Annotated in this window: 22 protein-coding genes; 13 read left to right on the top strand and 9 right to left on the bottom strand. The window is 71.5% G+C overall.

Annotated elements, in window-relative coordinates; all coding sequences use genetic code 11:
- Positions 1-105 precede the first annotated feature (105 nt).
- Positions 106-822, top strand: coding sequence for an SDR family oxidoreductase (locus ACWTPI_RS28535; RefSeq protein ID WP_020201060.1), 717 nt, complete (start codon positions 106-108; stop codon positions 820-822).
- 16 nt (positions 823-838) lie between these two features.
- Here ACWTPI_RS28535 and ACWTPI_RS28530 read toward each other — a convergent pair whose 3' ends face one another.
- The 4 genes from ACWTPI_RS28530 to ACWTPI_RS28515 all read right to left on the bottom strand — a co-directional run bounded on the left by ACWTPI_RS28530 (position 839) and on the right by ACWTPI_RS28515 (position 5,002).
- A complete protein-coding gene (locus ACWTPI_RS28530) occupies positions 839-2,146 on the bottom strand; it encodes a type II toxin-antitoxin system HipA family toxin (protein ID WP_454733411.1) in 1,308 nt (435 codons plus the stop codon).
- The gene (locus ACWTPI_RS28525; protein ID WP_029043197.1) at positions 2,143-2,436 is read right to left on the bottom strand and encodes a helix-turn-helix domain-containing protein; all 294 of its coding nucleotides are present in this window, start codon (positions 2,434-2,436) and stop codon (positions 2,143-2,145) included. Before ACWTPI_RS28525 ends, ACWTPI_RS28530 begins: the two co-directional genes overlap by 4 nt.
- A gap of 298 nt (positions 2,437-2,734) precedes the next feature.
- Positions 2,735-4,354, bottom strand: a complete 1,620-nt coding sequence (locus ACWTPI_RS28520; RefSeq protein ID WP_454733410.1) for a rhodanese-like domain-containing protein — start codon at positions 4,352-4,354, stop codon at positions 2,735-2,737.
- Positions 4,355-4,387: 33 nt separating this feature from the next.
- Entirely contained in the window at positions 4,388-5,002 is a 615-nt protein-coding gene (locus tag ACWTPI_RS28515; protein WP_059411510.1) for a cysteine dioxygenase family protein, read from the bottom strand.
- A 258-nt stretch (positions 5,003-5,260) separates the two neighbouring features.
- Between ACWTPI_RS28515 and dapC the strand changes: the two genes are divergently transcribed.
- Positions 5,261-6,481, top strand: coding sequence for a succinyldiaminopimelate transaminase (gene dapC / locus ACWTPI_RS28510; RefSeq protein WP_454733409.1), 1,221 nt, complete (start codon positions 5,261-5,263; stop codon positions 6,479-6,481).
- Positions 6,482-6,539: 58 nt separating this feature from the next.
- Positions 6,540-8,222, top strand: coding sequence for a rhodanese-like domain-containing protein (locus tag ACWTPI_RS28505; protein WP_454733408.1), 1,683 nt, complete (start codon positions 6,540-6,542; stop codon positions 8,220-8,222).
- Between the two features lie 31 nt (positions 8,223-8,253).
- Here ACWTPI_RS28505 and ACWTPI_RS28500 read toward each other — a convergent pair whose 3' ends face one another.
- The gene (locus ACWTPI_RS28500; protein WP_454733407.1) at positions 8,254-9,261 is read right to left on the bottom strand and encodes a tripartite tricarboxylate transporter substrate binding protein; all 1,008 of its coding nucleotides are present in this window, start codon (positions 9,259-9,261) and stop codon (positions 8,254-8,256) included.
- A 262-nt stretch (positions 9,262-9,523) separates the two neighbouring features.
- Here ACWTPI_RS28500 and ACWTPI_RS28495 point away from each other — a divergent pair, with 262 nt between their 5' ends.
- The 5 genes from ACWTPI_RS28495 to metC are packed head-to-tail and all read left to right on the top strand — an operon-like array spanning position 9,524 to position 13,989.
- Positions 9,524-10,372: a transporter substrate-binding domain-containing protein gene (locus tag ACWTPI_RS28495; protein WP_454733406.1), complete on the top strand. Its 849-nt coding sequence runs from the start codon at positions 9,524-9,526 to the stop codon at positions 10,370-10,372.
- Positions 10,372-11,118: an amino acid ABC transporter permease gene (locus ACWTPI_RS28490; RefSeq protein ID WP_454733405.1), complete on the top strand. Its 747-nt coding sequence runs from the start codon at positions 10,372-10,374 to the stop codon at positions 11,116-11,118. Before ACWTPI_RS28495 ends, ACWTPI_RS28490 begins: the two co-directional genes overlap by 1 nt.
- Positions 11,105-11,911, top strand: coding sequence for an amino acid ABC transporter permease (locus tag ACWTPI_RS28485; protein ID WP_020201070.1), 807 nt, complete (start codon positions 11,105-11,107; stop codon positions 11,909-11,911). The genes ACWTPI_RS28490 and ACWTPI_RS28485 overlap by 14 nt, the downstream gene beginning before the upstream one ends.
- Positions 11,898-12,755 carry an amino acid ABC transporter ATP-binding protein gene (locus ACWTPI_RS28480; RefSeq protein ID WP_020201071.1) on the top strand — a complete coding sequence of 286 codons (858 nt, stop codon included), beginning with the start codon at positions 11,898-11,900 and terminating at the stop codon, positions 12,753-12,755. The genes ACWTPI_RS28485 and ACWTPI_RS28480 overlap by 14 nt, the downstream gene beginning before the upstream one ends.
- A 28-nt stretch (positions 12,756-12,783) precedes the next feature.
- Positions 12,784-13,989: a cystathionine beta-lyase gene (gene metC, locus ACWTPI_RS28475; protein ID WP_059411515.1), complete on the top strand. Its 1,206-nt coding sequence runs from the start codon at positions 12,784-12,786 to the stop codon at positions 13,987-13,989.
- A gap of 109 nt (positions 13,990-14,098) precedes the next feature.
- Here metC and ACWTPI_RS28470 read toward each other — a convergent pair whose 3' ends face one another.
- From ACWTPI_RS28470 to ACWTPI_RS28460, 3 genes are all read right to left on the bottom strand, one after another.
- Positions 14,099-15,499, bottom strand: a complete 1,401-nt coding sequence (locus ACWTPI_RS28470) for an NCS2 family permease (protein WP_020201073.1) — start codon at positions 15,497-15,499, stop codon at positions 14,099-14,101.
- 550 nt (positions 15,500-16,049) lie between these two features.
- The gene (locus ACWTPI_RS28465) at positions 16,050-17,024 is read right to left on the bottom strand and encodes a Bug family tripartite tricarboxylate transporter substrate binding protein (RefSeq protein ID WP_454733404.1); all 975 of its coding nucleotides are present in this window, start codon (positions 17,022-17,024) and stop codon (positions 16,050-16,052) included.
- Positions 17,025-17,083: 59 nt separating this feature from the next.
- Entirely contained in the window at positions 17,084-17,305 is a 222-nt protein-coding gene (locus tag ACWTPI_RS28460; RefSeq protein ID WP_454733403.1) for a hypothetical protein, read from the bottom strand.
- Positions 17,306-17,345: 40 nt separating this feature from the next.
- Here ACWTPI_RS28460 and ACWTPI_RS28455 point away from each other — a divergent pair, with 40 nt between their 5' ends.
- From ACWTPI_RS28455 to ACWTPI_RS28435, 5 genes are all read left to right on the top strand, one after another.
- Entirely contained in the window at positions 17,346-18,050 is a 705-nt protein-coding gene (locus ACWTPI_RS28455) for a GntR family transcriptional regulator (protein WP_052165779.1), read from the top strand.
- 130 nt (positions 18,051-18,180) lie between these two features.
- Complete coding sequence (locus ACWTPI_RS28450; RefSeq protein WP_029043201.1) at positions 18,181-18,801, top strand: flavin reductase family protein; 621 nt, start codon at positions 18,181-18,183, stop codon at positions 18,799-18,801.
- 184 nt (positions 18,802-18,985) lie between these two features.
- Positions 18,986-19,462 (top strand): nuclear transport factor 2 family protein, encoded by a 477-nt coding sequence (locus tag ACWTPI_RS28445; RefSeq protein ID WP_020201079.1) that lies wholly within the window; start codon positions 18,986-18,988, stop codon positions 19,460-19,462.
- A 309-nt stretch (positions 19,463-19,771) separates the two neighbouring features.
- Positions 19,772-20,509 (top strand): SDR family NAD(P)-dependent oxidoreductase, encoded by a 738-nt coding sequence (locus ACWTPI_RS28440; protein WP_059411518.1) that lies wholly within the window; start codon positions 19,772-19,774, stop codon positions 20,507-20,509.
- Between the two features lie 66 nt (positions 20,510-20,575).
- Positions 20,576-21,076: a RidA family protein gene (locus ACWTPI_RS28435; protein ID WP_052165780.1), complete on the top strand. Its 501-nt coding sequence runs from the start codon at positions 20,576-20,578 to the stop codon at positions 21,074-21,076.
- A 1-nt stretch (position 21,077) separates the two neighbouring features.
- Here ACWTPI_RS28435 and ACWTPI_RS28430 read toward each other — a convergent pair whose 3' ends face one another.
- Positions 21,078-21,989, bottom strand: a complete 912-nt coding sequence (locus tag ACWTPI_RS28430) for a LysR family transcriptional regulator (protein WP_059411519.1) — start codon at positions 21,987-21,989, stop codon at positions 21,078-21,080.
- Positions 21,990-22,007: the final 18 nt, after the last annotated feature.

Raw genomic sequence — 22,007 nt, 5'->3', positions numbered from 1 at the left:
GCGTGCCGAGGCGCCGCATGGCGCTGGCGGCCGAGGAGGGCGATGTCTATGTTGAAGGAGAACGCCGGCATGGCCGGCCCCGCCACCGCCTTCAGGAGAACTCCGATGGCATCCTCCGCCTCTCCCCGCCGCGTCGCGATCACCGGCGCGGCCGGCGCGCTTGGCCGCGCCGTCGCCGGGGCCTTTGCCGACGAAGGCGACCGCCTGGCCCTGATCGACCTCGACGCCGAAGCGCTGCGCGCGCACGCGCCGGTGGCGCAGGCCGCCGGCTGGCACCTGCCGCTCGGCGCCGACGTGACCTCGCCGGACAGCATGGCGCAGGCCGCGCGCGCCATCCTCGACGCCTTCGGCGGCCTCGACGTGCTGGTGCACGTGGCCGGCGGCTTCGAGATGGGCGAGCCCGCGCACGCGCTGAGCCGCGAGTCGTGGCTGCGCATGATGGATCTCAATGCGTGGTCGCTGGTGGCCGTGACCCGGCACTTCATTCCCGCCATGCTGGCGCAGCACGCCGGCAAGGTGGTCGCCGTGTCCGCGCGCGGCGCGGCCAGCGGCGCCGCCGCGATGGGTGCCTATTGCGCCTCCAAGAGCGCGCTGCAGCGCCTGGTGGAAAGCCTGTCGCACGAAGTCCGGCAGGCCGGCATCAACGTCAACAGCATCGCGCCCGGCATTCTCGACACGCCCGCCAACCGGCGCGCCATGCCCCATGCGGACACGGCCGCCTGGGTGTCGACGGCCGCGGCCGCGCGCGCGGTGCTGTTCCTGGCGTCGGACGGCGCGCAGGCCATCCACGGGCAGCATCTGGTGCTGGACGGGTTGAGCTAGGCCGGCGCCGCGTTCCTCATGCCGGTCCGGGCCGCGCCAGCGGCAGGGTCGCCAGCCGCTCCAGCACCACGGCGCGCATGCCCGCCGGCGCCGGCAACTGTTCCAGCAGCGCGGGCCAGCGCTCGTGCGCCATCGCCACCGCGTCTTTCGCGGCGGCGGTGGCGATGCGCTCGGCGACCCTGGCCGCGCGCGCGAACTCGCGGTAGGTCTGCAGGGTCTGCGCGCGCTGCTGGCGGTCGATGGCGACGTTCTGGCCGAAGCCGGCAAAGCCGGGCAGGGCGGCCACGCTGACGATGTCGTAGGCCGGCGACAGCTCGGCGGCGATGCCGTTGCGGTACAGGAACGAGAAGTTCCTGAGATGGGCGTCGCTGTTGCCCAGCAGCGTGTTGACGGCCTGGCGGATGAAGAACTGGCGCACGTCCTCGATGCCGCGCACGCTCAGGCGCTCCAGCAGTTGCACCAGCGCGGCGTAGGCCTCGGGGCCGGCGTACTTGCGGCTGGGCATGCGCGTGAGCACCTGGCAGCCGTCCTCGGCATGCACGCGGCCGCCCGGCTCGCGGTCGAAGCGGTCCACGGCGAGGAAATGCAGGCCGGCGCCGAGCGCCTCGGGCAGGCCTTCCACCTCGATGGCGGCCAGCGGCACCGGCCGGCACGGCGCCACCGCCACGCCGGCGGCCTGCGCCAGCTGCATGGCGACGTACTCGTTGAAGACCTGGCTGTCGTCGTTGCGCGCGGGCAGCTTGGCGATCAGGTCGGAGAGGCGCCCGTGCGTGGGCAGCATGTAGCGCCTGCCGGCCTGCGCGGTGGACAGCGCGAGCTTGTTCTGCACGCCCGAGACCGAGGCCGCGCCTTCGGTGGCGCCTTCGATCACGGCGATCTCGAGGTTGTCGGCGCCGCCGGCCACGCCCACGGTGCGCACGTGCCCGGGCAGCGTGTCGAGCGGGGCCGGGCGTATCACCACGGCGCCGGGCAGGTCGTCGCCGGCGGCGGCCAGGATGCCGAAGTCGTCGCGGTCCCCGGCGTGCTGGCGGGTGGCTTCCAGGTGCCTGCGCAGCTCGCTCTCGGGCAGCAGCCCGGCGAAGTAGGGCGGCAAGGCGCCGTTGGTGTTGTAGAGCGCCGGATGGAACGGGTTGGAGAGCACGGTGGCGGTCAGCGCCTCGTTGCCGGGGAAGGTCAGCGACAGGCTCAGCGTGGGCCGCAGCGGATCGCCGCGGAACGCTTCGGCCGGCACGAAGCGGCAGGTGCGCTCGACCTCGCACAGATGCCCGCACAGCACGCCGTGCAGATGGACTTCGAGGTAGCGGGGCCGCAGGCCGGGGCTCACGGCTGCGGCTCCAGGAACATTTCCACCGAGGTGCGGGCGTCGCGGTCGGGCCCGCTGTCCTTGCCTTCGAGCAGGCGCCGCACCGCCAGCAGGTGCTCGCGCGGCACCAGCACCCATTCCGCGTCGAGCGCGGCGCCGATGGCCTCCAGCGTGGAGGCGCGCACGTCGCTCCTGCCGCTCAGCGCGGTGGTCAGGTTCGATGGCGCCATGCCGATCAGGCGTGCCACCTCGGCCAGGGAAGCCTTGCGCGCGGCGCGGCGCGCCTGCAACTGTGCTTGGAATGATGCCATGACATAGTTTTAGCTGAATATATATGTCATAGCATAGCAGATGGCTGGACGGATTTATGCTATTCCATAGTTTTGTTATTGAAACTATGTCATAACATAATACACCGGGATGTGATGCCGCGGATGCGGGCAGGCCGGTCCTTGGCCGGCGCTCGCCGCGGGCGCGGCGGCGGGCTCGCGCGCCGTGGCGATGGCGGGCGGGAAAGCCCTGGGTTCCGGCCGCCGGTGCCGCGCGCCGCCCACGCCGGCGGCCGGCAGCGGCGCCGCCCGGTGGCAGGGAACCGGCGGCGCCGGGGCGCTACGCCGCGCGGCCGTGCACGGCCGGCTGGCCCGGCGCCCGGCGGAAGACCCCGAGCTCGTCCGGCGCGCACTGCGCGATCAGCCCGGTTTCCCACGCCAGGTAGGCGCGCGCCGCCTCGTGGTTGCCCTCGTGGCGGTCGTGCACGAAGAACAGGAAGTCGATGCGCGCCGCCGCCGGCAGCGGCGCCGGCCGCACCGCCTGGGGCAGGCCCGCGGCCAGCCAGGTGTCGTAGCCCTGCGCCAGCCGGTACACATGGGTGTAGCCCTCGGCGAGCAGGTCGTTGCCGGCCAGGCTGGCCACGCGCGGGTCGGCGGCGATCAGGATGACCGGCCGGCCCGGCTCGGCGCCGAGCTCGCCGAGCGTGCGCGGCAGGCGCGGGCGGATCGACCAGACCGCGCCGTCGGCGTGGCCGCGCCCGTAGGCGGCGCTGTCGCGCAGGTCGATCGCGATGGCGTCGGGCGCCTCGGCATGCAGCGCGCGCAGCAGGCTGGCGTCGAGTACCGGCAGCTTGCGGGCGGACAGGGGCCGCGGCGGCGCGCTCACCTTGAGCGCCGCGTCGACGCCGTCGGCCAGCACCGCGCTTTCGTAGCCCAGCTGGTACAGCCAGCTTGCCACCACCGGCGCGCGCACGCCGTCGTCGTCGAACACGATCACGCGCGCGCCGCGCACGCCGACGTACTGGTCGGTGGCCTGGATCAGCTGGCCGCCGGGCGCATGCGTGGCGCCGTCGATGGTGCCCGCGGCGAATTCCTCGGCGGTGCGGATGTCGAGCAGGAAGGTGGTGCGCCCGGCATCGTCGAGCCATTGCTGGGCCTGCGTGGCCGACAGCGCGGGCAGGCCGAAGCGCAGCAGCAGCCGCGCCGAGCGCGCGCGCGCCGCGGCCAGCGCGGCGGCATCCGGCGCCGGCGGATAGCGGCGCTGGCTGCCGTGCTCCAGCGCGTGGCCCGCGAGATACCAGCCCTGGGTGCCGTTTTCCAGCGCCAGCACCGGGTTCGGCAGGCCGAGGTTGCGCAGCGTCTGGGCGCCGATGATGCTGCGCGTGCGGCCCGCGCAGTGCACCACCACGGTGGTCCGCGCGTCGGGCACCAGCGCGTCCAGGCGCAGCGCCAGCTCGCCGTTGGGCAGGCTGCTGGCGCCGGGGATCGTCATCTTCTGGTGCTCTTCGAAGGTGCGGCCGTCCACCAGCACCAGCCTCTCGCCGGCCGCGCGCCGCGCCACCAGTTCGTCCGCGCTCAGGCGCGGCGTGTGGTGCCAGTGCTCGACCAGTTCGCCGAAGGTCTTGGAGGGCACGTTGACGCCCTTGAACAGCGTATAGCCGGCCGCGGCCCAGGCCGGCGCGCCGCCCGCGAGCAGGGTCACGTCGCCGTAACCGAGCTGCGCCAGCTGCTGCGCGGCGCGCGCGGCCACGCCGTCGCCGTCGTCGAGCAGCACGATGCGCTCGGCCAGGCGCGGCGCCAGGCGCCCGATGTCCAGCTCCAGCCGGCTATAAGGCAGCGGCACGGCGAAGAACGGATGGCCTTCGCCATACTGGCCGTGCTCGCGCACGTCGAACAGCGCCAGGGGCTGGCCGTCGTTGAGCCAGCCGCGCAGCGTGGCGGCATCGATGGATCGGGTCATGGCGGGCTCCTGGGGGCTGGGATGGACGGCGCTTCAGGCCGCGGCCTGGGCCGGGACCTGTTCGCTGCGGTTCATCTGGGTGGTGTTGTAGTTGACGATGCGGCCGGTCTCCGGCTCGATGCCGATGCGCCCGGTCAGCGCTTCCAGAGGACGGCCGTAGAGGTGGAAATGCAGCGTGGGCGCGTCGCCCACCACGTGGATGCTGTGGATGTCCTGCGGCAGGAAGGCGATCGGCGCGCCGGGGCGCACCACCTGCTCGCGCTCCAGCGCCAGCGCGGCGCGGGCGGGATCGCTGCCGTCGTCGGTGCGGCGGTAGACGCGGTTCAGCTCGTCGCCCTGCACGGCCACGATCACCGCCCAGGTGTCGTGGTTGTGCGGGATGGTCTTCTTGCCGGGAACGATGGAGTTCAGGTACAGCGCCGGCAACTGGCCTTCCTCGCTCAGGCGGTAGCGCGTGGAGGTGGCGGTGCCGTCGGCGGGCGGCGGGAAATCGGCGAAGCCGAACAACGCCTTCTTGTCGGCCAGCGCCTGCAGGGCGTGGGTCACGCGCTCGAGCGTGGCGCGGTCCACGTCGCGCTGGCTGGTGAGGGCGCGGACTTCGGCAAGGGTGGTGGCGACGGCGGCGCTGCGCTGGCTCTGGATGGTCATCTGGGGGAATCCTCGTTCTGATCGGCAGGCCTCCACTCTACGGAGTGCGCGGCGGCGGCTGAAAGAACAATATCGCCGATGCATATGCGGTTTTGCCGCCAAGCCCCAGTCGGGCGGGCGCCGCGCTTCGCATTTCCAATGGCGGAAAGATTCGTTGCCGCGGCGCCTGCCCGGCTCTTAGAGTTGGGCGCAAGCCGGTCCGGGCAAGCCCCGGGGGCCAGCCATTGCCGGGCCCCGTTCCCGGAACGGAGACCGCACATGAGCCAGACCCTGCACGAACGCCTGCAACCCTATCCCACGGAGAAACTGGCGGCGCTGGCGGCACAGACGCCGCTGCGCACCAGCCTGCCGCCGATCAGCTTCAGCTGGGGCGAGCCGCGCCATGCCACGCCGCGCTTCATCGAGGAAGCGCTGGCGCGGCACGCCGGCGAGATCGGCCGCTATCCCAAGGTGCCCGGCAGCGACGCGCTGCGCGAGGCCATCGCCGCCTGGATCGCGCGCCGCCACGGCGTGGGCGACCTGGACCCGGCGCGCGAGATCGTGCCGGTCAACGGCGCCAAGGACGGGCTGTTCAGCCTGGCGCAGGCCGTGCTGGGCGCCAGCCGCCCGCGCGAGGGCGCGCCGGTGGTGCTGGTCAGCAATCCCGGCTACCAGGTGTACGAGGGCGCGGCGCTGCTGGCCGGCGCCGAGCCCTATTACATCGACACCGCGCGCGGGCTGGTGGCCGCGCTGGACGCGGTGCCCGCCGAGGTCTGGCCGCGCGTGCGGCTGTGCTACCTGTGCTCGCCGGACAATCCGTCCGGGCGCGTCTATCCGCTGGAAGACTGGGCCCACGTGCTGGCGCTGTCCGAGCGCTACGGCTTCCACGTGGTCTCCGACGAGTGCTACTCCGAACTGTATTTCGACGAGGCCGCGCCGCCGCTCGGCGCGCTGGCCGCCGCGCAGGCGCTGGGCCGGGACCGCCGCCGCCTGCTGGCGGTGGCCAGCCTGTCCAAGCGCTCCAACGCGCCCGGCCTGCGCTCCGGTTTCGTCGCCGGCGACGCCGACGTGCTGGCGCGGCTGCGCCAGTACCGCAGCTATTCCGGCGGCGTACTGAACCCGGCCGTGCAGGGCGCCAGCCTCGCCGCGTGGCGCGACGAGGCGCACGTGGTGGAGAACCGCCGCCTGTACCGCGAGAAGTTCGATTTCGCCGTGCCGCGCCTGCGCCAGGTGGCGCGGCTGGAAGCGCCGCAGGCGGGCTTCTTCGCGTGGCTCGACATCCGCGCCAGCGGGCTGGACGACGTGGCCTTCACGCGCCTGCTGCTGGCCGAGCAGAACCTCGCCGTGGTGCCCGGCACCTTCCTCGCGCGCACGGTCGACGGCCACAACCCCGGCGTGGGCCATGTCCGCATCGCGCTGGTCGCCAGCCCCGAGGAATGCGCGCAGGGCGTGGACCGCCTCGTGAGCCTGCTGCGCGGGTTGCAGCCGGCCGCTGCCTGAGCGCGCGCGGCTTGTTGCCGCCTTGCCGTATCCGACGATCTCCTTTTTCTTCCCCGCCATGACCATCACCGACCTGACCCAGACCTTTGCCGACGACCCCGCCGCCGCGCGCGCGGACCATCCACGGGTAAGCCCGGCCGCGCTCAAGGACGCCATCGCCGGCGGCGGCGAGCTGGCCGTGCTGGACGCGCGCGAGGAGGGCGCCTTCTCACGCGCGCACCTGCTGTTCGCCGTGCCCGCGCCGCTGGGCCGGCTCGAAACCGTGATCGACCGCCTGGTGCCGCGCCGGAACACGCGCATCGTGGTGACGGACCTGGCCGAGGACCTCGCCCACGCCGCCGCCGGCAAGCTGCTGCGCTTCGGCTACACCGACGTCTCGGTGCTGGCCGGCGGCACGCGCGCGTGGCAGGCCGCCGGGTACGAAGTGTTCAGCGGCACCAACGTGCCCAGCAAGGCTTTCGGCGAAGTCATCGAGCACGAGCTGCACACGCCGTGGATCACCGCCGAGGCGCTGCGCCTGCACCAGCAGCGCGGCGACAACGTGGTGGTGGTGGACAGCCGCCCGTTCAGCGAATTTCAGAACATGAGCATTCCCGGCGCGGTGGACTGCCCCGGCGCCGAGCTGGTCTACCGCATCGGCGAGATCGCGCCCGACCCGGACACGCTGGTGGTGGTCAACTGCGCGGGCCGCACGCGCAGCATCGTCGGCGCGCAGACGCTGATCAACGCCGGCATTCCCAACCGCGTGGTGTCGCTCAAGGACGGCACGATGGCATGGCTGCTGGCCGGCTACGCGCTCGACCACGGCCAGACCCGCTTCGCCCCGCAGCCCGGCGACGCCGCGCAGGCCACGGCGCGCGAGCGCGCCGCCCGCGTGGCCGGACGCGCCGGCGTGCGGCACATCGACGCCGCGCAACTGGCCGCGTTCGAGCAGCAGGCGCATGAGCGCACGCTGTATCGCTTCGACGTGCGCTCGCCCGAGGAATACGCCGCCGGCCACCTGCCGGGCTGGCGCAGCGCGCCCGGCGGGCAGCTGGTGCAGGCCACCGACGCCTACGCCGGCACCCGCCGCGCCCGCATCGTGCTGGCCGACTGGGACGGCGTGCGCGCGCAGACCACGGCGGCATGGCTGGCCCAGTTCAGCGGGCACGAAGTGTTCCTGTTCCGCGCCGATCCGCGCGCCGCGCGCGAGGCCGGGCCCGAGCCGGTGCGCGTGCTGCGCACCTCGGCCACCGAGGCGCCGTGGATCGAGGCGGCTTCGCTGTCCGCGCTGCAGGCGCGCGGCGGCGTGACGGTGGCCGACGTCGACAGCAGCCTGGCCTTCCGCCGCGGCCACATTCCCGGCGCCTGGTTCGCCACGCCGGAAAAGGCGGCGCTGGTGCTGGACCACGCCGGCCCGGCCGACGTGATCGTCGTCACCTCCGCCGACGGCGTGCTGGCGCAGGTGGTGGCCGCGGCGCTGCGCCACGCCAGCGCGCGCGACGTGCGCGCGCTGCTCGGCGGCAACGCGCGCTGGCAGGCGCTGGGGCTGCCGGCCGAAGCCGCGCCGGCCGGCTCCGCCGCCGCCGCGCGCGTGCTGACCGGCGACGAGGATGCCTGGTACAGCGCCTACGCCTACGAAGACGAAGGCCGGCGCAAGGCCGAGATGCATGCCTACCTGAACTGGGAAATCGGGCTGGTGGACCAGCTCGGGCGCGATGGCGATCTGGCGGTGAAGCTGGTGGACTATCGCAAGGCCTGAAAGGTACAAAAGCCCTGGGGGTTTGTTTCCCTCACCGCAACGAAATCCCCGAAGCCGCGATCACCGCCGCATAGCGCGGCATGTCCTTCGACAGCGTGGCATCGAGTTCCTGCGCCGTCGATCCCACCACCACGTAGCCCGCGTCTTCCAGCTGGCTGCGCGTGGCCGGCACGCTGAGCACGGCGGCCACGTCGCGGCTGATGCGCTCCACCACCGGCGTGGGCGTGGCGGCCGGCGCGATCAGGCCCTGCCAGCTTTCCACGGCGAAGCCGGCGGCGCCGGCCTCGGCCATCGTCGGCACCTGCGGCAGCGCCTTCGAGCGATAGGGCGTGGTGACGGCCAGCGCCGTCAGGCGCCCGGCGCGCACGTAGTCGGTGACGGCGGCGAGCGTGATGAGGGTGGCGTCGATATGGCCGCCGAGCAGGTCCACCGTGGCCGGCGCGCCGCCCGCATACGGGATGTAGTTGACGCGGATGCCGGCCTGGCGCGACAGCATCTCGTGCGCGACGTGGGCGATGCCGCCGTTGCCGGGCAGGCCCAGCGTCACCTCGCCGGGTTTCCTGCGGGCCAGCGCCAGGTAGTCCTGGAACGTGCGCACGCCGAGGTCCGGGCGCGCCACCAGGATCTGCGGGTTGACCACCGCCTTGCTCACGCCGCGGAACGCATGGGCCGTATCGTAGGGCAGCGTCTTGAACAGCGAGGCGTTGAGCGTCACGCCCTCGCCGCCGAGCAGCAGGGTGTAGCCGTCGGCCCTGGCCCTGGCCACCTGCGCGGCGCCGAGCGTGCCGCTGGCGCCGGCCACGTTTTCCACCACCACCGGCTGGCCCCATTTCTCGCCGAGCTTGAGCGCCAGCGTGCGCGCGAGCTTGTCGGCGCTGCCGCCGGCGGCAACCGGCACCACGATGCGCACGGCGTGCGCGGGAAAGGCGTCGGTCTCGGTGGCCGCGGGCGCGGCGTGCGCGCGCAGCAGCAGCGGGGCGCCGGCGATGGCGGCGGCGCCGAGGCCGATGAAGGTGCGAAAGAGTGTGCGGCGTTGCATGGCGTTGCGGCCCCGGCGCGTTGCCGGGACGTGCGGGATGGAAGGAGGAGGAACAGCTTAGGAACGCACCCCGCCGGCGGCCAACGAATCTTTCCGCGCATGGTTATGCGGCGTGCCCGGTGGCAACGCGCGGCGCATAACGATTGCCTCTTTTATTCGTTCCGTGGCACCGGGCCTTTGCGTACAGTTGGTCGACCGCACCGGCTGCCGCGCGCTGGCCGGCGCGCGGCATGACGACACGCATAACAACCAGAAGCACACCATGACACGCACTTTTTCGCCACGGTCGCCGCGTTCGCCGGCCCTTGCCGCCGCCTTGCTGGCCGGCACCTTCCTCGCCGGCGCCGCGCATGCGGACGCCACGCTCGACAAGATCCGTCAGCGCGGCAAGATCGTGGTCGGCGTGATGCTGTCCGGCAGCGCCTTCGGCTCGATCGACCCCGCCACGCAGAAACCGGTCGGCTTCAACGCGGACCTCGCGCAGGACCTCGCGAAGCAGCTCAACGTGGAACTGGAGACGGTGCAGGTGCAGCCGTCCAACCGCGTGCAGTTCCTGCAGCAGGGCAAGGTCGACGTGCTGATCGCGTCGATGGAATACACCCCCGAGCGCGGCGAGCAGCTCGGCTACGTGCCCACGCCGTACTACCGCGTGGGCGGCGCCGTGATCGTGCCCAAGCAGAGCGACATCAAGCGCTGGGAAGACCTCAAGGGCAAGACCGTGTGCATCTCGCAGGGCAGCAGCTATACACGCCCGGTGCAGGTGGAGTACGGCGCGATCCCGAAGGGCTTCAAGGGCTCGTCCGAGTCCCTGCTGGCGCTGCGCGGCGACAACTGCGCCGGCGCCGTGCACGACAACACGCTGCTGCAGCCGCTGGTGCGCGGCAACCCGGAATGGCAGAACTACCGCATCGTGCTGCCCGAGCTGAACCCCGCGCCCACGGTGATCTGGACGCGCAAGGGCGAGCAGGACACCATCCAGGCGGTCGAGCGCGTGGTGCAGGGCTGGCACCGCAGCGGCTGGCTGATCGGCACCGAGAAGAAGAACGGCATCCTGCCGCCGTCGCCTTCGCTCACCGAGCTGCATGACAAGTTCAAGGGCGGCCGCGGCTGATGGATGCCGCGATCGCCGCACTGATCGCGGGGGCGCGCCACCTCGGCCTGAACTACGCCTTCCTGGCCGACGCCTATGACCGCGGCGCCTTCGTGCACGGCGCCTGGGTCACGCTGGAGCTGGTGCTGTGCACGCTGGCCGGCAGCCTGGTCGCGGGCGTGGCGCTGGCCGCCGCGCTGACCTCGCGCCACGCGCTGGTGGCCGGCGCCACGCGCGCGTTCGTCGAGGTCACGCGCAACACGCCGACGCTGGTGCAGCTCTACTGCGCCTTCCTGGTGCTCAACATGCTGATCACCCACGCCTTGCAGGACGCGCAGCGCAGCAACCCGCTCACGCCGTTCCTGTGGGTGGTGGTGGTGCTGTCGCTGCACAAGGGCGTGTTCCACGCCGAGGCCCTGCGCGCCGGCATCGAGGCGGTGCCCAAGGTCACGCTGGAGGCGGCGGCGTCGCTCGGCTTCGACCGCCGCACGCTGCTGTGGCGCGTGCAGCTGCCGCTGGCGCTGCGCTTCGCGCTGCCGGCGCTGGTCAACAACTCGGTGGAGCTGGTCAAGGCCACCGCGGTGGCGTCGGCCATCGCCGTGGGCGACATCACCTACGCCTCGATCATGATCTGGACCCAGCGCGACAACGTGCTGGAACTGATGGTGCTGTTGCTGCTGTTCTTCGGCGTGCTGACCTGGGTGGTCAGCCGGGCCGGCAACTGGCTCGAACTCCGATTGAGGATGCCCGGCTATGGCAACCGCTGATTCAAGCCTGCCGCGCGCCGGCATCGCCTGGCCCGCGGCGCGGCGCTTCTCCGGCCTGCTGTGGCTGCTGCCGCTGGCCGCGCTGGCGGTGGCGGCCAGCCGCCATCCCGACCTCGCGCGCGCGCTGGCCGGCGCGTGGCAGTGGTCGCCGGCGCTGCTGCGCGGCTTCCTGGTCAACATCGGCGTGAGCGTGCTGGCGATCGCGCTGGGCACCGCCGGCGGGCTGCTGGTGGGCGCGCTGCGGCTGTCGCCGGTGGCGCTGCTGGCGCGGCCCGCGCACTGGTACGTGCAGGTGTTCCGCAACGCGCCGTGGCTGGTGCTGATCTATTTCTCCACCTACGTGTTCCCGTTCGAGATCAACATCGGCCGCCACATCCTGCCGTTCCCGGACTGGTTCAAGGTGGTGGTGGGGCTGGCGCTGCCGGCCAGCGCCAACGTGGCCGAGGTGCTGCGCGGCGCGGTGCAGTCGATCCCGCTCACGCAGTGGGAGGCGGCCAGCTCGATGGCGTTCTCGCGCCGGCAGATCCTGCGCCTGATCATCGTGCCGCAGTGCGTGCGGCGCATGCTGCCGCCGTGGATGAACCTCTACGCCACGCTGACGATGGGCACCGCGCTGGCTTCGCTGGTGGGCGTGCACGACCTGCTCGACACCGCGCAGATCGCCAGCAATACCGTCAACCAGACCGCCTTCACCGTGCTGATCTACTTCGTCGTGATGGCGATGTTCTTCGCCTGGTGCTACCCGATCTCGCGCTTCACCCGTTATCTGGAACAAAAACATGCTGTTGCCTGAACATGCCGACGGCCCCGCGCTGGCCACGCTCCCCGCGCCGGCCGCGCCGCTGGTCGCCCTGCGCGACGTGCACCTGTCCTTCGGCGGCAACGCGGTGCTCAAGGGCATCGACCTCGACGTGCGGCGCGGGCAGGCGGTGTCCATCATCGGGCCGTCCGGCTCGGGCAAGTCCACCATCCTGCGCTGCATCACCGGGCTGCTGGAGCCGCAGCAGGGCAGCGTGACCGTGGGCGGCGTGGCGGTGCGCGAGCTGCGCGGCGAGGCCGAGCGCATCGCGCTGCGCAAGCGCGTGGGTTTCGTCTTCCAGCAGTACAACCTGTTCCCGCACCTGACCGTGCTGCAGAACCTCACCATCGCGCCGCTGCGCGTGCTGGGGCGCGGCCGCGCGCAGGCCGAGGACACCGCCATCGAGCTGCTGCGCAAGGTGCGCCTGGCCGACAAGGCCGGCGCCTACCCGGGCGAGCTGTCCGGCGGCCAGCAGCAGCGCGTGGCGATCGCGCGCGCGCTGGCGATGGAGCCCGAGCTGATCCTGTTCGACGAAGTCACCTCCGCGCTCGACCCCGAAACCGTGGGCGAAGTGCTGACCGTGATCGGCGACCTCGTGGAAGAAGGCCTGACCTGCCTGCTGGTCACGCACGAGATGCGCTTTGCCGAGGAAATCAGCGACGAGGTGTATTTCACCGAGGGCGGGCGCATCGTCGAGCATGGCCCGGCGCGCCGCATCTTCAGCGCGCCCGGCAGCGAGCGCACGCGCGCCTTCCTCAACCGCGCGCTCGGTGCCCAGGCGCGCCCGCCCGCCGATCCCTTCGTCGTCAGCTTCGACAAGCTGCGCTTCGCCATCTGAGCCACACCCGCATCCACCACCGAGCACCATGAGCCACCATCGCGATACCCAGCTGATCCACGCCGGCACGCCGCCGTTTACCGACGGGCACGGCCCGGTCAACGTGCCGGTGGTGCGCACCAGCACCGTGCGTTTCGAGAGCACCGCCGCCTACGACGACATCCGCGCCCGCCACGCGCGCGGCGAGCGCGTCAGTTCCTACGGGCGCCAGGGCATGGACACGCACCGCGCGCTGGAGGATGCGCTGGCCGCGCTCGAAGGCGGCAGCCGCACCTTCCTGGCGCCCTCGGGGCTGGCGGCGATCTCGCTGGTGTTCGTGGCGCTGCTGTCGCCGGGCGATCACGCGCTGGTGGCCGACAGCGTCTACGCGCCGGTGCGCCGGCTGGACCAGTCGCTGCTGCGCCGGCTCGGCATCGAGCTGACCTATTTCTCGCCGTCGCGGGATGACCTGGAGACGCTGATCCGCCCCAATACGCGGCTGCTGTACCTGGAGTCGCCCAGCTCGCTGCTGTACGAAGTGCTGGACCTGCCGCGCCTGTCGCAGATCGCGCACCGGCATGGCGTGACCGTGGCCACCGACAACACCTGGGCTTCCGGCCACCTGCTGCAGCCGCTCGCGCTGGGCGTGGACGTCTCGGTGCTGGCCTCGACCAAGTACGTCAGCGGCCATTCGGACCTGATGCAGGGCGCGGTGGTGGTCAAGGACGAAGCGCTGGCGCGCCGCATCGCCGAGACCTACGACAGTTTCGGCCTGGCCATCAGCGCGGACGATGCCTACCTCGCGCTGCGCGGCATCCGCACCCTGGCGGTGCGGCTGGCCCAGCACCAGCGCAACGCGCTGGCGGTGGCGCAGTTCCTGGAAGGGCACGAGGCCGTGGGCCGCGTGTTCCATCCCGCGCTGCCGTCCGACCCGGGCCACGCGCTGTGGCGGCGCGATTTCTCGGGCGCCAACGGGCTGGTGTCGTTCACGCTGCCGGGCGCCGACGCGGCGGCGGCGAACGCGCTGGTCGACGCGCTGGCGCTGTTCGGGCTCGGCGCTTCCTGGGGCGGTTATGAAAGCCTGGCGCAGGTGGCGGCGCGGGAACGGCTGGCCGAGCATTCCTACTGGCGCGGCAGCGAGCCGGTGATCCGGCTGCACGTGGGGCTGGAGGCGGCGGCGGACCTGATCGCGGATCTGGAGCAGGGACTGGCGGCGACGCAGCGCCAGGCGGCGCGGCCGCGCGCGGCCGCCTGAGGCCGCAGGAAAAGAGGAGGCGGGGGCCGGCTCGCGGCTGTCATCCGCCTCCAAAGAAGCCGGCGTCATCGTGCGCCGGCTTCCAGTACGCGGTCGCGGGCCGCGGCTGTCAGATCGCCCATCCGCCCGCGTAGAACACCGCCAGCGCCAGCGCGATGCCCACCGTGCCCACGTTGAGCTTGCGGAATTCGCCGGCCACCACGCGGCCGATCACCAGCGTGCAGAAGCCCAGCATGATGCCGGTGACGATATTGCAGGTCAGCACGATGAACACCGCGCACACCAGGCCCGCCATCGCGTCGACCAGATCGTCCATATGCAGCTTGCCGACGCTGCCGAGCATCAGCAGGCCGACATACATCAGCGCGGGCGCGGTGGCGTAGGACGGCACCAGCGCGGCCAGCGGCGAGAAGAAGATCACCGCCAGGAACAGCAGGCCCACCACCACCGCGGCGAGGCCCGTCTTGGCGCCGGCGGCCACCCCCACGCTCGATTCGATGTAGGCCGCGGCCGGCGCGCCGCCGAAGCACGCCGAGAAGATCGAGCTGAGCGAATCGGCGGTCAGCGCGCGGCCGCCGTTGGGGATCCGGCCCTTCTCGTCGAGCTGGCCGGCCTGCCCGGCCACGGCGCGGATGGTGCCGGTGGCGTCGAACACGGCGGTCATCACCAGCGCCAGCACGCTCGGCAGCACCGCCAGCGAGAGCGCGCCCTTGATGTCCATCGCGCCGATCAGCGAGGCGTGCCCCGGCGCGCTCAGCGCGGGCAGCGCGAACACGCCGCCGAACCTGACCGCGGGGTCGAAGGCCAGCCCCAGCGCCGAGATGGCGACGATCACCAGCAGGATGCCGCCCGGCACGCGGCGCCGCTCCAGCCCGAAGATGGCGGCCAGCCCGACGATCGACATCACCACCGGGAAGGCCGTGATCTTGCCCAGCGAGACCGGCAGGCCGGCGCCGGCGTTCTTCACCACCAGGCCCACGTCGCTGGAGGCGATCAGCAGCAGGAACAGGCCGATGCCGATGCCGGTGCCGTGCGCCACGCCGGCCGGCAGGTTGCGCAGGATCCACGCGCGCACGCCGGTGACGGAAATCGCGGTGAACACCACGCCCATCAGGAAGATCGCGCCGAGCGCCACCGCCGGCGACAGGCCCTGGCCCAGCACCAGCCCGAACGCGGTGAACGCGGTCAGCGAGATGGCGCAGCCGATGGCGATCGGCAGCCGCGCCCACATGCCCATCAGCAGCGAGCCGAAGGCCGCGGTCAGGCAGGTCGCGACGAACACCGCGCTGGTGTCGAAGCCCGCCTTGCCGAGCATGCCCGGCACCACGAAGACCGAGTAGACCATCGCCATGAACGTGGTCACGCCGGCCACGGCCTCGCGGCGGCCGGTGCTGCCGCGCGCGCTGATCTGGAAATACTTGTCGAGGAATCCGTTGACCTCGATGGCTTCGATCGCATCGACGGCCTTGGCCTCGACGGCATCGGTGCCGGGGAAGGGCTGCTCAAGCATGGCGGAGTGTCTCCTTTGTGGTGCGCCGGGGCGGTGGCGTCGCCACTCGCATCCGGGCTGTCTCGCTTTGTTTTCGTCGTCGCCGGGCGGGTGCGGCGGCACAGGCCGGTTGCCTGTGCCGCGCGCTGCACTGCATGCCGCGGTGCGCGGGTGCCGGCCACGTGGACGCCACTCCGTGCTGGCGGCCGTGGTCCGGCATGGCGAAGACTAAGGGAGACGCGGCGATTCTCCATACGCGGCGGCGCATGGCGGGCATTGCGGCTTTTGTATGAGGGAAAGGGCGCCGGTCGGCGCACGAGGCTGGCATGCGCTTCGTGTAGCGCCGCCCCGGTTCAGATGCCGATGGTTGCCTCCGCTCGCCCACTTCGCGGGAGAGCGGAGACAACAGCCGGTGATGCCGCCGTCGTCAGCGGTCAGTCGTCGCGCGCCGCCGCGAATTCCGCCAGCAACGGCTCGCGATGCTGATCGAGCCGCGGCGCGGCGGTGAAGCCCGCGGGCGGGCGGCCCGCGGCATTGCGGTTCATCTTGCTCCTTGGAAGAACGCGGGAAGTCAGTCGATGCGGGCGCCGCTGCTGAGCGTGAGCTCGGTCACGGTCTTGCCTTCGCGCAGCGCGAACTGCCTGAACTCGGCCGGCGAGGCCGACGGCGAGACCTCCTCGCCGCGGCTGGCCAGCCGCGCGCGCAGATCGGGCTTGGCGAGCGCCCTGGCCGAGGCGGCGAACAGCTTGTCGATCACCGCTGGCGGGGTCTGCGCGGGCGCGAACAGGCCGTACCAGTTGGTTATGTCGTAGCCCTTGATGCCGGCCTCGGCGATGGTCGGGTAGTTGGGTAGCACCGGCGAGCGCGTGGCCGAGGTCACGGCGATGCCGACCACCTTGCCGGTGTCGATCACCGCCTGCACCGAGGCCGGCGTGGCGAAGGTAAGCTGCGCGTCGCCGGCGGCGACCGCCTGCGCGGACGGCGCGCCGCCCTTGTACGGCACGTGGGTGAGCCGCACGTCGGCCAGCTTGGCGAACTGCACGCCGGCCAGGTGCGTGATGACGCCGTTGCCGGACGACGAATAGTTGAGCGAGCCGGGCTGCTGGCGCGCCCTGGCCACGAGGTCCGCCACGCTGTTGATGCCCGCCGCCTTGTTGGCCGCCAGCAGCAGCGGCGACACCGTCAGCCGCGTGATCGGGGCGAAGTCCGCCGGCTCGTAGTGGATGTTCTTGTACAGCACCTTGTCGCCGCCCATCACGCTGGCCGTGGCGATATACAGCGTGTAGCCGTCGGGCGGCGCCTTGGCCACGGTTTCGGCGGCGATGGTGGTGCCGGCGCCCGGCTTGTTGTCGATGATGACCGGCTGGCCCAGCTCCTTGGACAGCGCGTCGCCGTACAGCCGCGCCACGTTGTCGGCGCCGCCGCCGGCGGGAAAGCCGATCACGAGGCGCACCGGCCTGGACGGGAACGAGTCCGAGGCCAGCGCCGGGCCGGCCAGCGCGCAGGCCATCGTCATGAACAGCAAGGTCGGGTGCCGCTTGGTCATGCTTGTCTCCTTTCTCGGTTTGTCCGCGTTTTCTTCGCGGTTTTTTGGGCTGCGCGCGCCTAGCTGCCGGCGAATGCCCACGGCCGCTTCCCGCGCCACGCGGCGGTGGCGCTGCGCGCGATCCGGTTCGGGGCCTGCTCCATGCCGTCGACGGCATTGATATGCTCGCGCAGTACCTCGAGGTCGCGCGGGCTGAGGCGGCTGGTCATCTCGGGGCGGCTCAACGTGATGATTGCTGCGCGTTCTTCGACGCGAAGCCGCGGCTCGCCGTGGTTTTGCATATAAGATTGATGTATAGATATATTTAAGACGATTCTAGATATGCCAAAAGAGCAGTCAAATCGAGGTTTACCCGGTCAGTCGCTCCAGGACCGCGTGCGCGAGGCCATCGAGGCGGACATCCACGCGGGCAAGCTCAAGCCGGGCTCGCAGCTCGACGAGCGCGCGCTGGCCGAGCGCTTCGACAGCTCGCGCACGCCGGTGCGGGAGGCGCTGCTGATGCTGGCGGCGCAGGGGCTGGTGACGATCGCGCCGCGCGCCGGGATCTTCGTACACAAGCCGACGGTGGCCGAGCTGGTGGCGATGTTCGAGACGCTGGCCGAGATGGAGGGCGTGGTGGCGCGGCTGGCCACGCAGCGCATCACCGAGGCGGGCCGGACCGCGCTGGCGGCGGCCTTCGAGCAGGGCCGCGCCTACGTCGAGGCGGCCGACACGCCCGGCTACGTGGAGGCCAACCGCGCCTTCCACGACGTGCTGTACCACGCCGGCGCCAATCCCTACCTCGCCGAGCAGATCCGCATGCTGCGCCGGCGCCTGGCGATCTACTGGCGCCAGCGCGGGCTCATCAACGCGGCGCGCGTGCCCAGCTCGTTCCGCGAGCACGGCGCGATCGTGGCGGCGGTGCTGGCCGGCGACGCGGATGCCGCGGCGGCGGCCATGCGCGCGCATGTCTCCGCGGGCGGCAAGGCCATCGCGGACCTCGTGCTGCTGGCGCGGGACGCCTACGACGAGCCTGCGGCGCCATGACGTGACGCCACAACGCGGCGCCACAAAACGCGCGGCGCCCGCAACTGGTAGCATCGCAGGCAGCTTGCCGGGCGGCCCCTGCGCCGCCCGGCATGGTCTTCAACGCAGTCTTTCCCGGGTGTCCCGCTCCGTGTCCCACGACTTCTACTTCTACGAACCCGCGCGCGGCCACGGCCTGCCGCACGATCCCTTCAACGCCATCGTCGGGCCGCGCCCGATCGGCTGGATCTCCTCGCGCGCCGCCGACGGCATCGCCAATCTCGCGCCGTACAGCTTCTTCAACGCCTTCAACTACACGCCGCCGATCGTCGGGTTCTCGAGCGTGGGCTACAAGGACAGCGTGCGCAACATCGAGCAGACCGGCGAGTTCTGCTGGAACCTCGCCACGCGCGCGCTGGCCGAGCAGATGAACGCCAGTTGCGCGGCGGTGCCGCCCGAGGTGGACGAATTCGCGCTGGCCGGCCTGACGCCGGCGGCCTCGCGCATGGTGGCGGTGCCGCGCGTGGCGGAAAGCCCGGTCTCGTTCGAGTGCAAGCTCACGCAGTTGATCCAGCTCCAGGGAGCGGACGGCCACAAGGTGCCCACATGGCTGGTGCTGGGCGAGGTGGTCGGCGTGCACGTGGAGAAGTCGCTGTTCAAGGACGGCATCTATGACACGGCCGCCGCCCGGCCGATCCTGCGCGGCGGCGGTCCGGCGGACTACTTCGAGATCGTGCCCGAGATGCTGTTCCGCATGCGGCGCCCGGGCTGAGCGCGGGGAGCGGGCGGGGGGGGGCGGCGGCGGCCCGCGGGCCGTCCGCCGTGGGGGGTTTCGAATTTCTCCTTGACATACAGACCTGTCTACTCAAACAATGTGTAGACAGACCTGTATCATTGCTTCACCCCCAACCGCGCCCCAACCGCGCCCCAGCCGCACCCTAGCCAGGAGAACACCCATGTCCCAAGCCGAATCCCGTCCGCCGTTTCCCCCGTTCACCCGCGAGACCGCCATCCAGAAGGTGCGCGGCGCCGAAGACGGCTGGAACAGCCGCGACCCCGAGCGCGTGTCGCTGGCCTACACCGTCGACAGCGCATGGCGCAACCGCGCCGAGTTCGTCAACGGCCGCGAAGCCATCGTCGGCCTGCTGACGCGCAAGTGGCAGAAGGAGCTCGACTACCGCCTGATCAAGGAACTGTGGGCCTTCGACGGCAACCGCATCGCCGTGCGCTTTGCCTACGAATGGCATGACGATTCCGGCAACTGGTACCGCTCCTACGGCAACGAGAACTGGGAGTTCAACGAGGCCGGCCTGATGCAGCGCCGCTTCGCCTGCATCAACGACGCGCCGATCAAGGAATCCGACCGCAAGTTCTTCTGGCCGCTGGGCCGCCGCCCGGACGACCATCCCGGCCTGAGCGACCTCGGGCTGTAAGCGCGCCGTCTTGTTCTTGCGGGAACGCCGCCGTCCCGATCGGGGCGGCGGCGTTTTCGCTTCTGCTTTTCCCTTCCCCTCATTCCCGCTCGGCATTCTCCCGCCGGCGCGCCGCGACTTGTTCCGCCATGTATCAAGTCATGTACCGGGCCGCCCGTTTATCCCGCCGCGGCGCCTGCCTATAGTTCGACTCAAGGTTTCTGGCATTTTCCGACAAGCAGCCGACACCGAGATCCGCGATGAATCGCCCGACTGAATTGATCGATTAACGGCGCGATTTTCCAACCGTCAAACCATTTGGAGTCTGCAATGAGCAACCATCCCAAGACCGTCGTCATCACCGGCGCTTCCAGCGGCATCGGCTTCGCCCTGGCCGAGGCCTATCTCGCGCGTGGCGACAACGTGGTGGGCAACGCCCGCACGCAGCAACGGCTGGACGCCGCCGCCGCGCGCCTGGGCCATCCCGACAACTTCCTGCCGGTGGCCGGCGACATCGCGCTGCCCGCCACCGCGCGTGCCATCTTCGAGCGCGCCAGCGCGCGCTTCGGCAAGGTCGACGTGCTGGTCAATAATGCCGGCATCTTTATCGCCAAGCCGGTCGGCGAATATACCGAGGACGACGTCGAGAATATCGTCAATACCAACCTCAAGGGGTTTTTCTATATTACCCAGCAGGCCGCCGCGCATATGAGCGCGAATCGCGCGGGGCATATCGTCAGCATTACCGCCAGCCTCGCCATGCAGCCGACCGCGCAGGTGCCGGCGCTGCTGCCGGTGCTGATCAAGGGCGGCCTGAACCACGCCACGCGCGGTCTGGCGCTGGAACTGGCGCCGCACGGGGTCAAGGTGTCGGCGGTCGCGCCCGGGATCATCGATACGCCGCTGCACGGCGCCGGCACGCATGACTTCCTCAAGACGCTGTCGCCCAGCGGCGAGATCGGGCAGGTCAGGGACGTGGTGGACGCGGTGCTGTACCTGACCGGCGCCGCGTTCACCAGCGGCGTGGTGCTGCCGGTGGACGGCGGCGCGACGGCGGGCCGCTGGTAAGCAGGCCATGCGGGGCGGCGGCATGCCGTTGCCGCCCGGCATGCGGGCAACATGACGGAGACGATCATGTCAGTGGAACAACGCATCGCGGCGCTCGGGCTGACGCTGCCGGCGCCGCCGCAGCCGCTCGGCAGCTATACGGCGGCGAGCGAGGCCGGCGACCTGCTGTTCATCTCGGGGCAACTGCCGCTGCGCGACGGCAAGCTCCTGTACCGGGGCCAGGTCGGCGCCGGGCTGACGCCGGAAGACGGGCGCCAGGCGGCGCAACTGGCCGCGCTCAACGTGCTGGCGCAGATCCGCGCGCACCTGGGCGGCTTCGACCGGCTGGCGCGCATCGTCCGCGTGGAGGGGCACGTCAGCAGCGCGCAGGGCTTCTTCGGCCAGCCGGCCGTGCTCGACGGCGCCTCCGACCTGTTCGCCGCGGTGCTGGGCGACAAGGCCGGGCACGCGCGCGCCGCGTTCTCGCAGACGCAACTGCCGGCCGATGCCGCGGTGATCCTGGTGGTGATCGCGCAGGTCACGCCGATCGCGCCGACGGCGCCCGCGCCGCGCGTGTCCCCGGCCTGAGCTAGCCGGCGAACTTGTCGACCAGGAAATCGACGAAGGCCCGCACGCGCGACGACATATGCCGCGCATGCGGATAAAGCAGCACGAAGGGCCGGCTGGCGCCGCCGAATTGCGGCAGCAGTTCCACCAGCCGGCCATCGCGTAGGTCCTGCTCCGCCACGAAGCGGTAGGTCTGGAACAGGCCCGCGCCGCTGCGCGCCAGCGTGACGCCGCCGAGCACGTCGTCCGAGCAGCCGTAGCCGCCGCGCGTGGCCACCTCGGCCAGCTCGCCGTCCTCCATGAACAGCCACGGAATGCGCCGGCCGCTGCTGGGCAGCTCGAACTGGATGCAGTCGTGCGCCTGCAGCGCGTCCAGCGTGCCGGGCACGCCGGCGCGCGCGAGGTAGGACGGCGCCGCCACCAGCACCAGCTCGGCGTCCTCCAGCTTGCGCGCGATGAGATTGGAGTCGTCCGGCGCGCGGCCGCGCACCGCGAGGTCGAAGCCGTCGTCGGCGAAATCCACGTTGCTGTTGCTGATGTGGGTCTCGATCTCCACCTGCGGGTAGCGCGCCCGGAACTCGGGCAGCACCGGCAGCACGCGGTAATGCGCGTAGGGCGTGGGCAGGCTGATGCGCAGCAGGCCGGCCGGGCTGGCGTGCTGGCCGGTGGCCTCGCGCTCGGCATCCACCAGTTGCGACAGCGCGCGCCGGGCCCGCTCGAAATACGCGCGGCCTTCGTCGGTCAGGCGGATCTGCCGCGTGGTGCGCACGAACAGCCGCACGCCGAGCCGCTCTTCCAGCCGCGACACCGAGCGGCTCACCGCCGCCGGCGTGACGCTGGCCGCCACCGCCGCGGCGGTGAAGCCGCCCAGTTCCGCCGCCAGGCAGAACAGCTCGATGCTGCCAAGCTGGAGGTCGTCGAACTGGCGCTTCATCGGTGTGTCATCCGCGTT

It is taken from the genome of Cupriavidus ulmosensis, assembly GCF_977008105.1.
This window is presented reverse-complemented; position numbering and strand designations above follow the sequence as displayed.

What these genes read in the sequence shown, in the direction of transcription:
- ACWTPI_RS28535 (WP_020201060.1), top strand. Translation starts at nt 106, where the DNA reads ATGGCATCCTCCGCCTCTCCCCGCCGCGTCGCGATCACCGGCGCGGCC.
- ACWTPI_RS28525 (WP_029043197.1), bottom strand. Translation starts at nt 2,436, where the DNA reads ATGGCATCATTCCAAGCACAGTTGCAGGCGCGCCGCGCCGCGCGCAAG.
- ACWTPI_RS28520 (WP_454733410.1), bottom strand. Translation starts at nt 4,354, where the DNA reads ATGACCCGATCCATCGATGCCGCCACGCTGCGCGGCTGGCTCAACGAC.
- ACWTPI_RS28515 (WP_059411510.1), bottom strand. Translation starts at nt 5,002, where the DNA reads ATGACCATCCAGAGCCAGCGCAGCGCCGCCGTCGCCACCACCCTTGCC.
- dapC (WP_454733409.1), top strand. Translation starts at nt 5,261, where the DNA reads ATGAGCCAGACCCTGCACGAACGCCTGCAACCCTATCCCACGGAGAAA.
- ACWTPI_RS28505 (WP_454733408.1), top strand. Translation starts at nt 6,540, where the DNA reads ATGACCATCACCGACCTGACCCAGACCTTTGCCGACGACCCCGCCGCC.
- ACWTPI_RS28500 (WP_454733407.1), bottom strand. Translation starts at nt 9,261, where the DNA reads ATGCAACGCCGCACACTCTTTCGCACCTTCATCGGCCTCGGCGCCGCC.
- ACWTPI_RS28495 (WP_454733406.1), top strand. Translation starts at nt 9,524, where the DNA reads ATGACACGCACTTTTTCGCCACGGTCGCCGCGTTCGCCGGCCCTTGCC.
- ACWTPI_RS28490 (WP_454733405.1), top strand. Translation starts at nt 10,372, where the DNA reads ATGGATGCCGCGATCGCCGCACTGATCGCGGGGGCGCGCCACCTCGGC.
- ACWTPI_RS28485 (WP_020201070.1), top strand. Translation starts at nt 11,105, where the DNA reads ATGGCAACCGCTGATTCAAGCCTGCCGCGCGCCGGCATCGCCTGGCCC.
- ACWTPI_RS28480 (WP_020201071.1), top strand. Translation starts at nt 11,898, where the DNA reads ATGCTGTTGCCTGAACATGCCGACGGCCCCGCGCTGGCCACGCTCCCC.
- metC (WP_059411515.1), top strand. Translation starts at nt 12,784, where the DNA reads ATGAGCCACCATCGCGATACCCAGCTGATCCACGCCGGCACGCCGCCG.
- ACWTPI_RS28470 (WP_020201073.1), bottom strand. Translation starts at nt 15,499, where the DNA reads ATGCTTGAGCAGCCCTTCCCCGGCACCGATGCCGTCGAGGCCAAGGCC.
- ACWTPI_RS28465 (WP_454733404.1), bottom strand. Translation starts at nt 17,024, where the DNA reads ATGACCAAGCGGCACCCGACCTTGCTGTTCATGACGATGGCCTGCGCG.
- ACWTPI_RS28460 (WP_454733403.1), bottom strand. Translation starts at nt 17,305, where the DNA reads ATGCAAAACCACGGCGAGCCGCGGCTTCGCGTCGAAGAACGCGCAGCA.
- ACWTPI_RS28455 (WP_052165779.1), top strand. Translation starts at nt 17,346, where the DNA reads ATGCCAAAAGAGCAGTCAAATCGAGGTTTACCCGGTCAGTCGCTCCAG.
- ACWTPI_RS28445 (WP_020201079.1), top strand. Translation starts at nt 18,986, where the DNA reads ATGTCCCAAGCCGAATCCCGTCCGCCGTTTCCCCCGTTCACCCGCGAG.
- ACWTPI_RS28440 (WP_059411518.1), top strand. Translation starts at nt 19,772, where the DNA reads ATGAGCAACCATCCCAAGACCGTCGTCATCACCGGCGCTTCCAGCGGC.
- ACWTPI_RS28435 (WP_052165780.1), top strand. Translation starts at nt 20,576, where the DNA reads ATGTCAGTGGAACAACGCATCGCGGCGCTCGGGCTGACGCTGCCGGCG.
- ACWTPI_RS28430 (WP_059411519.1), bottom strand. Translation starts at nt 21,989, where the DNA reads ATGAAGCGCCAGTTCGACGACCTCCAGCTTGGCAGCATCGAGCTGTTC.